General features: G+C 30.8%; 13 protein-coding genes. All 13 read right to left on the reverse strand.

The window, feature by feature from the left end; all coding sequences use genetic code 11:
* On the reverse strand, positions 1-691 hold a 691-nt coding region (locus C0512_RS13510), incomplete at its 3' end, for a glycosyltransferase family 2 protein (protein WP_290862441.1).
* Positions 678-1934: a glycosyltransferase family 4 protein gene (locus C0512_RS13515; protein WP_290862443.1), complete on the reverse strand. Its 1257-nt coding sequence runs from the start codon at positions 1932-1934 to the stop codon at positions 678-680. The genes C0512_RS13510 and C0512_RS13515, both read right to left, overlap by 14 nt.
* Before the next feature lie 29 nt (positions 1935-1963).
* Positions 1964-2911 (reverse strand): glycosyltransferase, encoded by a 948-nt coding sequence (locus C0512_RS13520; RefSeq protein ID WP_290862445.1) that lies wholly within the window; start codon positions 2909-2911, stop codon positions 1964-1966.
* Complete coding sequence (locus C0512_RS13525; RefSeq protein ID WP_290862447.1) at positions 2904-3689, reverse strand: CatB-related O-acetyltransferase; 786 nt, start codon at positions 3687-3689, stop codon at positions 2904-2906. The genes C0512_RS13520 and C0512_RS13525 overlap by 8 nt, the downstream gene beginning before the upstream one ends.
* A gap of 2 nt (positions 3690-3691) precedes the next feature.
* Complete coding sequence (locus C0512_RS13530) at positions 3692-5149, reverse strand: hypothetical protein (RefSeq protein ID WP_290862449.1); 1458 nt, start codon at positions 5147-5149, stop codon at positions 3692-3694.
* Entirely contained in the window at positions 5142-6164 is a 1023-nt protein-coding gene (locus C0512_RS13535) for a nucleotidyltransferase family protein (RefSeq protein ID WP_290862451.1), read from the reverse strand. The genes C0512_RS13530 and C0512_RS13535 overlap by 8 nt, the downstream gene beginning before the upstream one ends.
* Complete coding sequence (locus tag C0512_RS13540) at positions 6161-6838, reverse strand: acylneuraminate cytidylyltransferase family protein (RefSeq protein WP_290862453.1); 678 nt, start codon at positions 6836-6838, stop codon at positions 6161-6163. Before C0512_RS13540 ends, C0512_RS13535 begins: the two co-directional genes overlap by 4 nt.
* Positions 6838-7893: an N-acetylneuraminate synthase family protein gene (locus C0512_RS13545; RefSeq protein WP_290862455.1), complete on the reverse strand. Its 1056-nt coding sequence runs from the start codon at positions 7891-7893 to the stop codon at positions 6838-6840. Before C0512_RS13545 ends, C0512_RS13540 begins: the two co-directional genes overlap by 1 nt.
* Positions 7890-8729, reverse strand: coding sequence for a hypothetical protein (locus C0512_RS13550; RefSeq protein WP_290862457.1), 840 nt, complete (start codon positions 8727-8729; stop codon positions 7890-7892). The genes C0512_RS13545 and C0512_RS13550 overlap by 4 nt, the downstream gene beginning before the upstream one ends.
* Complete coding sequence (locus C0512_RS13555) at positions 8729-9367, reverse strand: acetyltransferase (RefSeq protein WP_290862458.1); 639 nt, start codon at positions 9365-9367, stop codon at positions 8729-8731. The genes C0512_RS13550 and C0512_RS13555 overlap by 1 nt, the downstream gene beginning before the upstream one ends.
* Before the next feature lies 1 nt (position 9368).
* Positions 9369-10370: an NAD-dependent 4,6-dehydratase LegB gene (locus C0512_RS13560; RefSeq protein ID WP_290862460.1), complete on the reverse strand. Its 1002-nt coding sequence runs from the start codon at positions 10368-10370 to the stop codon at positions 9369-9371.
* Positions 10371-10389: 19 nt separating this feature from the next.
* Positions 10390-11682, reverse strand: coding sequence for an ABC transporter ATP-binding protein (locus C0512_RS13565; RefSeq protein ID WP_290862462.1), 1293 nt, complete (start codon positions 11680-11682; stop codon positions 10390-10392).
* A gap of 14 nt (positions 11683-11696) precedes the next feature.
* Entirely contained in the window at positions 11697-12563 is an 867-nt protein-coding gene (locus C0512_RS13570; protein WP_290862464.1) for an ABC transporter permease, read from the reverse strand.
* Positions 12564-12660: the final 97 nt, after the last annotated feature.

A 12660-nucleotide genomic window follows, 5' to 3' on the forward strand; every position in this document is an offset into this window, starting at 1 on the left:
AAATATTTCCATCATGATGTCTTATTAATACGAGTGATTCTCCAATTGTTTGATATTTTTTAACGTAAAATAATAATCTTGAATACAATTCCCATTCCTGTGCCCTAAATAACTTTTCATCAAATAATTGATGGTTTATTAAAAAATTTTTACTCCACAACGGACTACATATTCTCAACGTCAAATTACCCAATAAAAATTGTTTAAATGGCTCTTCATAAATAGCGGTAGTTTTCTTGTAAATGATTAATTTTTCTCCATCACTACTGCTTTCAAAAAAATCTAATGAACAGGCTACAAAATCAAGATTTTTTAAATCGAATTGTAAAACCTTTTTATTTAAATGTTCTGCTAACATTATATCATCACTGTCAAACCAACAAATATATTCGCCTTTACTTAATTCAAATCCGTAATTTCTGCAAGCATTAGCTCCTTTAGGTCTATCATTTGGTCGAGAATAAAATTGAAATCGGCTATCTAAATCTACATACTTTTGAACCACCGGTTTTGTCAAATCAGTACTTCCATCATCTACAATAATACACTCCCAATTTAAGTAAGTTTGATTCAAAATACTGTCTAAGGTTTCACTAATAAGATGAGCTCTATTATAGGTTGGAATGATAATAGAAACCAAAGGTGCCTCAATAGTTACGTCGGTAAAACTGTATTTTTTAAAGTCCGGCATAAATTTTTATCAATTGGTCTCCCAGTTTTTTTGAAGTATAATTTTCCTTTACAAAATAGTGACCGTTTTCTCCAACTGTCTTTCTTAGTTCCTTATCAAAATAAAGTTGCTCTATTTTTGCTGCAAATGTAGGTATATCTGTACTGTTTATCAAAAATCCGGAGCTGTTATTTAGCAATCCATATTTTATACCTCCAACATCTGAAACAACAACAGGAACTTTTAGATATTGAGCCTCTTGTATCACGAGACCTTGCGTTTCTGCTCTGCCTGATTCTAAATCTGTTATACCGGGAAGCAGAAAAACAGCAGATGACGCCAATAATTTAAAAACATCCTCTTGCCCCATTTGCCCATGAAAAAAAACTATCTTTTCTAATTTATTTTGTCGAACATAACTTTGCAACTCCTCCTTTAATTCCCCATCACCAACCATATGGAGACAGCAATTTTTAATACCTTTTAAATATAAGCTTTCAACAATTTTAATAGCTTGTAGTGGCCCTTTTAATTCAATAAATCGACCAATAAAAATAACCGGAAAGAGTTGCTCATTCTTTGGACTATTCAGATAAGACTTTAAATATTCTTCTTTAAACCCAACCGGTAATATAAACAGGTTCTTTAATTTTGGATTTATTTTCAATACAATTTCTTTTAAAAAAAGGGTGTTTATCGTATAAGCGTTGAAACATTCAAAAATAGGCTTATATAATGTTTTATATTCTTGAATTCTGGAAGGAGTTAAATCAGAGCCATGAAAAGAAAGAACCAATTTTGAATGCTTTATAATACCTAGAGAGCTTAGCTTAGAAATCTTTTTACCATTAAAACCAAAATGACAGTGTATGATGTCAAAATGTTGGTTTAACATGAAAATTGGCAAATCATACAAAGCCTTTATTTTTGAAACTCCAGTAGAAAATTGAAATGGATTAAAACAACTTAAAATTAATTTGTAATTAATTTTAAATAAATGCTCAAAAAAAAAGCTTAACCAATAGAAAACAATTTTTATTATGCTTTTTTCATTTTTAAAATGAAAAAATGTACATTTTTCCAATTGATAATCTTTATATATTTTATGTTGAATGTCTATTTTATTTTTGTTATATGCAAAAACGGTTACCTGAAATCCACGGTCGATTAAATCTGCAATTTGATTAATAATAAAAGTCTCCGTAACCGAAGGAAAACTGGTCACTACAAATAAGATTTTATTATTCTGCTGATTAAATTCCATATTTTACTTTTAAAAAACCGAAACCTAAGTTATTTCAATAATTTATATCCTTTTCCCGTTAGTTTAAACACAAAAAAACCAAACACAATTACTAAGCTATCCCATAGTGCTAATAGCTTTGCATTTTCTATCAAAACTTTTTGTAAATAAATAAATTGCATTTCTTTATTGTTTTGTACCAATGAAAATCGGAGTATTTGTTTATATAAATTCCTAAGATGTTTTCTGAAAATTTTCACACCCCCTACTTTATTTTCCCTTATAAATTGTAAATGTTTCTTTCTGATAGAAAATGCAATTTCAACTTTCTCAGGATTCAGATTTATAATATTTGTTTTTAATGATTTCTCGTGTTGTCGATACAAAACTAAAACGTCTTTTATAAAAACAATTGTCGGTTTTTTATATAACATCCTTAAATTAAAATCCCAATCGATTAAAATGCTTAAAGATTCATCGAAAAGTTGAGTTTGTTGCTCTAAAAATGACCTTTTCCACATTGGTCCGCAAACATAAAAAGTTGTTTTCCCGGCAAAATAATCTTCAATTAAATTTACACTTTCAGGTTTATTTATTTCTAAATATTCTCCGGTTATTAAATTGGTTTGTTGAACTCGAGCAACAACAAAATCAGATTCCGAGGTGAAATTTTCTATGTAGGATTGAAATGCATTTGGCAATAATAAATCATCACTGTCTAACCAATAAATTAGGTCTCCTTTACATTTTTCGTAGCCATAATTTCTACTTGCCGCAGAACCTTTTAATCTATTTTCAGGTCTTTTCAACAAATGAAATCTGGTCTCTTTCTTACAATAATTTTGGACTACCAATTCTGTTTTGTCTGTTGAACCATCGTCAACTACAAAACATTCCCAATTGGCATAAGTTTGACTAAGTATACTTTCTAATGTTTCTCCTATTAGAGTTGCTCTGTTGTAAACCGGGATGATGATGGATATAAGTGGCTCATTCATGGATTTCATTTAAAAACAAATCGTCACTTAGTTCATTTTCAAAAAAAGATTTATTCTTTTTAATTTTTTCTAAAGACCAATCCCACCAAGCTAACTTTTCTAATTTTTCAATTACTGAAGGTTCAAAACGATACCCTATCACTTTTGCCGGTGAACCTGCAACTATGCTATAGGCAGGCACGTTAGCAGTCACAACACTATTTGCGGCAACAACGGCCCCATTTTGTATGGTAACACCTCCTAAAACAACACAATGTGTTCCAATCCAAACATCATTTTCTAAAACAATATCTCCTTTAGTTGTCTTTTCATTGTCCCATTTTTCTTTAAAAATGTTTTGACCAATAAAATAGCTGGTCACCTTTTTAAAATTATGATTATAGGTTTGAAAAGAAACATTTCGTGCAATAGAACAAAAGTTACCAATTTTTATTGTTCCTTCTGAATTTGAAGTTAAATCAAGATTTGGCCCCCATAAAGAAGTGTTTTTTCCAATTGTTACATTACCTGTAATAGCACATTTATATAACCTTGCTCTTTTACTGATTGTAATATTTCCACTTAAATTAACTTCTTTTATAATTGAGGAATCAGCAATTATAATGTTGCCGTCAATACTACTGTTTTCAACTATAACATCAGTAGCTATAATTGTTTTACCGGTGATTTTTGAACCAGTTATGAGTGCGGATTTATCCACAGAAACAGTTTCTGAAACAACATTATTATTGTTTAAAATACGTTTTAAATTATTTATTATACTACTTTTAAAACTCATTTTTAATCAAATAAATTAAGCAATTTTAAATCATTTTGTGCTGAAACATCTTTACTAAATTGAGCCTTGTTTTTAATACTTTTTCTTAAATCTTCCGAAAATTCCAAAGAATTAACATCCAAATATACAGCCTTTTGAGCTGAAATTAAATCTTGGAAAGATAATTTACCAATCTCATTTAACAAAACAGTAAAAACATTAAATAAAGAAGCTTCAATGGCTGTTCCTGAAAAATGAGTGATATGCAATAATGCATTCGATAGTATTAAAGGTAACGGATCGTTTGTTGCCGCATCGATAGTTACCAAATGTAATATTTGTTTATTTTTCAAATATATTTTTATTGCATCCATTTCGTTCAATTGTCTTGGGTGCAATCTGATAAACCAAGGAATAGGATTCTCCTTTATAAAATTTATTATTGACTCGGGAAATAGTTGCTCCATCGTAAGCGGACTTGGCTGTAAAGAATAAAGTATATAATTCGTATGGACATAATTTTTTTTCATTGACTTCCAATAGTCAATCCATGGATTTCCAATCACTTTAACAGCATAGTTTTTATTGCTTTTTGTCCATTCTTGCAACAAATTTTTACTATTTTCATCCCAACACCAATAGTTTCTTGGCAACATATCATATCCTTCAGGTGGCAAAGTGAACCAACTACTATAGGCCATGTGAACAGATGTTTGCGGCCCATGTTGCATCTCTATTGTTTGAATTTTTAATTGATTTGCAGCTGCTGTTAATGCCATTATATCATCTAAATAATAACAAAGAATGACTGCTTTTTCAGGCTTTATTTTTGTCAAAACCTTTTTAAAAAAAACAACTCTTGGGTAGCAAACCAAACTGGCCCAATTAGAAACATTTTTCTTGGAATAAAAAGTGGAAAATTGTGAAAAGAGTTCGTCTTTCTTTAAATAGTCTAAAAAAACCTCATAGCCTTCCAACTGAACATTCCCTTTTATTTTTAAAATTTTATTTAGAAATAAAAATCCACTTAAAGCTTTTGAAAAAGTAAAAATCAAAGAAGAATTATATTGTTTGTTTGTATTTACTCCATATTCGAAATACATTGAATTTTGACTTAAATTATATTTTTCTATCAAAATATCAAAATATCGGTTAAATCTAGTATGTCTATAGTCTACCCTATGAGCATCGGCCCCCACAAATAAATTTTTCTTTTTTGGAAGCGTATATAACCATTTATAAAAATGAAAAACCGCAAGCAACTTTTTGAGGTCAGACTTAATTCGTTCTTTTCCCTTTTTTTCAGGCTTTGTTTTTATAGGTGATGAATCATTTTTTTCTATTAAATTAATTAAATAAAAATATAATTTAATCCTAATATGTGGCCAAATATGGATGCCGTTTACTTTCCATTTGTTAACAGGAAATTTTTTTTCAACTTCGAGTAAAAAATATTGTATGTCTTTTCGGGAATTAATCATTCTGAATAGTTCGATAATCGGTAGGTATTCCTATATCCATCCAATCTTCATTAGCTCTGAATACTTTAACTGACAAATCATTCTCTTTTGCTTCTAAAAACAGACTTGGCATATCAAAAAATTTATTCTTAGGTAGAATTTCTCTCACTTTTTCATTCAAAACGTAAATTCCTAAATTAATATCAAAAACTTTCGTAGGTTTTTCTTTTAAACTAACCAAGTTCAAATCTTCATCAAAAACAACTTCTGCATAAGGATTTGTGTAACTCATTTCTTTAACGCACATTACAGCATCAGCTTTTGAATTTGTACAAAAATCAATCAAGTGATGGTAATCAAGATTTGAAATTACATCTCCATTTACAACAAAAAAAGGTTCATTGAATTTATGATCAGCAATTAAACTTAATGCACCGGCTGTTCCCAGTCTAGTTTCCTCAAAAATATATTCAATAGAAATACCGAATTTTTTTCCATCTTGAAAATAATCCTGAATAATCTCTTTTTTAAAATTAACACAAAAAATAAATTTATTAAATCCTTGATTTTTAAATGATTCAACAATATACTCCAACATAGGTTTACCTTTCACATGTAGCATTGGTTTTGGTATTTCCTTTGTTAATTCTCCTAACCGCGAGCCTAATCCGCCCGCCATAATAACAACATAATTGGAATGGATTTCCCTAGTGAAATCATTAAGTAAAAAAACTTCTCTTAATCTATTTTCTTCATCCACTAAAGGAACATGTAGCCTTCTTTTCTCTTCAAGAAATGATTTTAGTTGGCTTGCTGGTGTAGTATAAGGCAGTGTAAATGGTTTATAATTGATGATGTCTTCAACTGCTTTCTTTTGATTTAATAATGCTTTTCTAATATCACCATCCGTAACAATGCCGATTAATTTATCTTCATCATCAACGATTGCTAAAAACCCAATACCATAAAAGTCTAGCTTTCGAATTAAATCTTCAAAAGTTTTTAAGGAATCTATATTTACTTTATAATCTCTCATTTATTCTTCTTCATCAATAAGTATTCAACGTATTCAAAATCATGAATATAATCAATATCAATTGAATTCTCTCTAGGCATAATATAAGCAAAAGAGGCTTCTGAATAATATTTTTTTTGTCTTATTAAAGATGCTTTAAATATATAAATTGCTCCATTTGGAAAATAAGTCTTTCTTTTATCCTGCCTGTTTAAAAGCTCATCATCAAATAAATTAGTAAACGATAAATCTTCATTAATCAATTTATGCCAAGAAATTGGATGATGTTCTTCAGTATATGAAATAACTGACGAAGCCTTTTTAATAGCAAAGAGTTCAATTGCTTCATCAATATTTTGGGTTGTTCGTAATGGTGATGTAGGCTGCAAAACAATAAATGATTCAACATCAAGCATTGCTTCTGCCCACTTGTCTAACATGAAATTATAGGTATCAATCGCTATTGCATTATCCGCAGCCAACTCTTCCGGTCTTAAAAAGGGAACTTTAGCACCATATTGTTTAGCAACTTCTGCTATTTCTATACAATCTGTTGAAACATAAACCTCTTTGATGTATTTTGATTTTAAAGCCGATTCTATTGCATAGGCAATCAAAGGCTTACCCAAGAGCAACTTTATGTTTTTACCCGGCAATCCTTTTGAACCTTTTCGTGCTAGTATTAATGCAATCATTATTCGAAATTATTCCAATTTATAAGTGAATCTTCATCAATATCTTTATTCAATTTACGGCCAATTACAAATTCATATTCGTTAGGTGGTATTCCTGTTCCGGGACGTTTATAGGCCAAGTCAGCCTCTTTTATTATTTCTCCATTTTTCATCGAACGATTGACTACAATGCTTCTTCTGAATTTAGATTTCTTTTGTTCTTCATCATCCGACACGATTCGATATACATTTCCTAATGCTGACGCTATTTTTTTTGAATCCTGACAGATTGTTTTCATTTCTTCAGGATTAGCGGAAATTTCGTGATCCCATCCAGGCAAATCTTTATCTAATGTAAAATGTTTTTCAATAATACAAGCCCCTAAAACCACAGAAGCTAAGGGAATTGAAGCTCCAAAAGAATGGTCAGAAAAACCAATTGGTAAATTAAAAGCCTGTTGAAGCATCGCAATATTTCTCAAATGAATATCTTCATCTTTAGGAGGATATATAGAAATACAATGTAATAAAACAATATTGTGATTCCCTTCTCCTTTTATAACTTTCACAGCCGTTTCAATTTCTGCCAAAGTAGACATTCCGGTAGAAACAACTATTGGTTTCATTGTTTTTGCTACATATTTCAAAAAAGGAATGTTATTAATATCCATAGAGGCAATCTTCAAAAAAGGAACATCTAATTTTATTAATAAATCTACTTCTTCATTTGAAAAGGGTGAAGAACAAAAGTCCACACCTTTAGAAATGCAATAGTCTTTTAATTCAGCATGCTGATCGTCTCTTAAATAATATTTTTCGACCATTTCCTTTAATGAACCAAAGTGTTTTTTAGGAGAATCGTCATACGATTGATTGCGGTCGTATTCTTCTTTTGCAATCAATGATTTTGGTGTCCACGATTGAAATTTAACAGCATCACAACCACATTCAACAGCACTGTCAATCATTTTTTTAGCCAAATCTATATCGCCATTATGATTGGCTCCAATTTCGGCAATAATATAAGGTTCACAAAAATTGTAAACTTCTTTCTTTGAACTTAATTGTACTTTCATAATTGTATTTCTTCCCACCAGAAGGGGTTTTGTATTTTATTTTTTTGAATTATTTTTTTATAGTTACTTTCTGTTAAACTGTCCATAAAATCAAGATATTGTGTGGCTAAATACTGAAACTCAGGGATAACTCTTGCTAAGTTACTATAATGATTTAATTTTACAGTAAATCCTTTTTTAAAATCTTCAAAATTCAATTCTTTTCTTCCAACAATATTTGCTCCATGTTGTCGATAATAAATAAATGAACTCGATGTAAAACCTACTTTTATCTTAGATTTCAAAATAATAGAATACAAAAACCAATCAATAGCAACAATATTCGGATCAAAAAAAATAGATTCAGGCAATATTTTTCTATTAATAGCTGTATTTCCTAATCCTAAAAAATTAAAAAATTTTATTGATTCCAAGTTGATTAATCCACGTAATTCCTGTCTGTCTTTCCAATAGCATTCACTTAATACCTCTTTCTTTTCAGAAACCAATATTAAATCATTGGCTATAATATCAAATTTATTTAAAAACTCTCTACAATCTTCTACTCTATTTAAGGAGAAATAATCATCCGTATCCCCAAATATTATTTTTTCAAACGTTGATTTTTTTAAATATTCGAAAAGTTGTGTCCGCGTTTCAGAAATTGAGCCTTTTACATTAATTATTTTATAATTTAAAGAACTCTCTTTTAAATAGTCTGTTAAATTTTCAACACCATCATTAAATAAAAGCAATATAAAATCTGAATCCGTTTGTTGTTCAAGTGAATCCAAAAAATCCTTAAAATAAATTAAGTTAGCCGGAAAAATAACACTACAAAAAGCTGTCTCAGTCATCATCTTATCTTTTTGGCCGGATTTCCTACGTAAACTCCTTTTTCTTGAATTGACTTAACAACAATAGCTCCCATACCGATGATGGTTTCACGCTCCACTTCTAAATTTTGTTTAATCGCTGCAAGTGTCCCTATATCAACTAAACTATTAATTGTAACGTTTCCACTGAGCACAGAAGCCGGAGAAAAATGAACAAAATCGGCTACATTACAATCATGCCCAATCTGTACGGCACGATCCAATATGCAAAAATCACCCACCGTTACATCGCAGCTTATAATTGCATTTGCTAAAATTACAACTCCTTTTCCTAAAATAACCGTTTCATTAACCAAAGCACTTGGATGAATAACCTTTGGATAAAAAGTAGCTGCCGGCAAATTGATTGAAATTTGTTTTCTGATTTTAGGATTACCAATAGCAATAATAACCTGATAGGCTCGTGAATCAAAATTTTCTTCCAGAAATAAGGGGCAATTTAAAAAAAAAGCACTTGTATTGGGCAACTTATCCACAAAAACAACTTGACCATCAAAAGCATAGTGACCTTTTAAATAAATCTCCTTTAAACAAAAAAAGATGTCTTTAGCCAATCCACCAATACCAAAAATGGCAATTTTTTTTGTAAAATCTAACATGTTATAGATTATAAATATCCGCTTTATAATGGGCTAAATTTTCTTTCACTTTAAACCATGCTATAGTTTCTAAAATTGCCTGATTAAATTCAGTCTCCACAGTCCAATTTGTATGATTTCTTAATTTGGTATTATCTCCAAACAAACGAAACACTTCACTTTTTTCAGGTCTGATTCTATCTCCATCCGTAATAATTTTTGCTTTTGGATTTACTTGTTGTATCAGTAAATCAGCAACTTCTTGAATACTAATTTCTGAATTTGTAGCAATATTTACTTCATGACCAATTAATTCATCACAATTTGCTATTGCTTCAAAAGCTCGAACGGTATCTTTCACAAACAACAAATCTCTGGTAGGAGTTACATCACCCAATTTAATATCTGTCTTACCATTCAAAAGCTGTGTAATAATAGTTGGAATAAATGCTCTGGCTGATTGACGTGGACCAAATGTATTAAATGGTCTTACAATAGTAACCGGAAGATTAAAACTTCTGTAAAAGGAATCTGCAATTGCATCTGCACCAATTTTAGAGGCTGAATAGGGCGATTGTGGTTGTTTCGGATGCTTTTCGTCAATCGGAACATACTGAGCCGTTCCATATACTTCTGAAGTGGAAGTAACCAAAACCCGTTCGACTTTTAAATCTCGAGCTGCCTGTAAAATATTCAATGTTCCCTTTACGTTGGTGTCAATGTAGGAATCAGGAGAATGATAACTGAATGGAATAGCAATAAGTGCCGCCAGGTGAAATACAACCTGACAATCTTTCATTGCTTCCCGTACGCCATTAGGGTCACGAATATCACCCGTAAATACCTCTATTTTTTGCAAAACTTCTTTGTCAAAACTATCGAGCCAACCCCATGAATTAAAAGAGTTGTAAAAACAAAAGGCTTTCACTTGATAGCCTTGTGATACTAAATAGTCAACTAAATGGGAACCAATAAAACCATCGGCTCCCGTAACTAGTATTTTTTTATTTTGTAAAGTATTCATTCTCAAATTATACTTTTAATTAGTTTAATTGAATTGTTGCCTCTTGAATAAATCCTTTTGGTCTGTTTAAAACGCCGGAATGCCAATAATCACCACGAATTACTGTCATTGTATAGGCATCTTGCAAATAATCTATGGTTTGATGCGGTGTATTAAACGACAACTTTTCGCTAATCATATAGTGCAACGAATACCTGCCTTCTCTGAATTGTAACCTGGGAATACTAATTTCAATGGTTCCATTATCTTTAATCTCAGAAAAATGAATTCCCATTTCGTCGGTTGCAATAGTTGTTACCAATTCATCAGATTCATTTTTAAATTGAACTACCACCGTCATTTGTTTTGGGTCAATAGTTAATTTCTTTTCATATTCAAAAATAATTCGATAGGACTCCCCTCCGTGCAATTCCCCAACTAAAACATCATCCGCATTTTTAACATATATATTTTTTACAGTTAACTTTTGATTTCCTTTTCGGTCTATACGCTCACTTACTTTAATTTCACTCTTTTTATAGGAATTCTCTAAATAATAATTAATAGCGTCGTCACTAGTTCCTGCAAAAGATATACTTCCGTTTTCCAATACAATACCTTTGGTACATAAACTCTTTACAGCTGCCATATTATGACTCACGAACAAAACCGTTCTGCCTTGTGTTTTAGAAATATCCTGCATTTTCCCAATGGCTTTTTTCTGAAATTCAGCATCACCAACCGCTAATACTTCATCTACCACTAAAATTTCGGGTTCCAAATGAGCCGCCACAGCAAAAGCTAAACGAACGGTCATTCCACTACTGTATCTTTTAACTGGGGTATCGATATATCGCTCGCATCCTGAAAAAGCAATGATTTCATCAATTTTTGAAGCAATTTCCTTTTTAGTCATTCCTAAAATAGCTCCGTTGAGATAGATATTTTCTCTTCCTGTCATTTCAGCATGAAAACCCGTTCCCACTTCTAACAGTGAGGCTATTCGTCCCTTTGACTTAATTGTTCCGGTTGTTGGAGACGTAACTCTTGATAAAATTTTGAGTAATGTAGATTTCCCTGCTCCATTTTTACCAATAATTCCTAACACTTCACCTTCTCTAACTTCAAAATTTATGTCTTTTAGTGCCCAAACATATTGATTATTTCCTTTCACACTTCTATCATTGACATCACCTACTTTTAAATAAGGATCTTCCTTTCCACGCACAGTGTGCCACCAACGATTTAAATCATGGCTCAATGTTCCCGTACCAATTTTACCTAGGCGATATTGCTTGGAAACATTTTCAACTTTTAAAATAACATTACTCATCTCTTTGCCTCAATTTAAATCACATCTATAAAACTTTTCTCTGTTTTTGTAAAAACAAGTAACCCCAAAAACATAATAACTAATGAAAAAACAACAGAATAAACAATTGACCAAAAATCAATAGTACCCGATCCCAAAAAGGCATATTTAAAAAAATCAAACAGGCCTGTCAATGGATTCATATAGATTAAACTATGGTATTTTTTATCAACTTTTTCCAATACTAAAGTAGTGGGATAAACTATTGGGGTGATATACATAAACAAGGATATCCCAAAGGTAACAACAAAATTTAAATCTCTATATTTTACTGTTAACGACGAAATAATCATTCCTGTTCCTAAGGCTATAAAAGCAATAACCAAGAGTAATAGTGGCAAAAACAAAACCAAACTATTTAGATGAATTGGTGCCCCTTGATAAATATAATAAAACAAAACGATAAGAAAAAACACAAACTGAATTCCAAACTTTATCAAGTTGGAAACAGCTACTTTTAAGGGCATAATTATTCTGGGAAAATAAACTTTTCCAAAAATATTCTGATTGGAAGTAAACGTTTCCGAAGTTGATTTCAAACAATCCGAAAAATAAAACCAAACGATGTTACCGGCCAAAACAAACAAAAAATAGGGAACCCCATCGGAAGGAATAGAGGCAATTTTACTAAAAATAATAAACTGAATAACGGAAGTGATCAAAGGCTGAATAACAAACCAAATAGGGCCCAAAACCGTTTGTTTATAAAAAGTGACAATATCTCTTTTCACAAACAACAACAGTAAATCTTTATAGTGCCACAATTCCTTTAAATTAAAATCGACAGCCCTTTTTTTAGAAGAAATTTCAAACAACCAATCCTCTGTTTTATCAACGCTCATAAGGTGTAAAAATATTTTTTCAAATGTAAAGTTTTTTTATGAGTTTCTATAGTTCAAAAATAACTTGTGTTTCAAAATAAAATAAAAAAACCTCCGA

This window comes from Flavobacterium sp., from assembly GCF_013822155.1.
In the GTDB taxonomy this organism is placed as follows: Bacteria; Bacteroidota; Bacteroidia; order Flavobacteriales; family Flavobacteriaceae; genus Flavobacterium.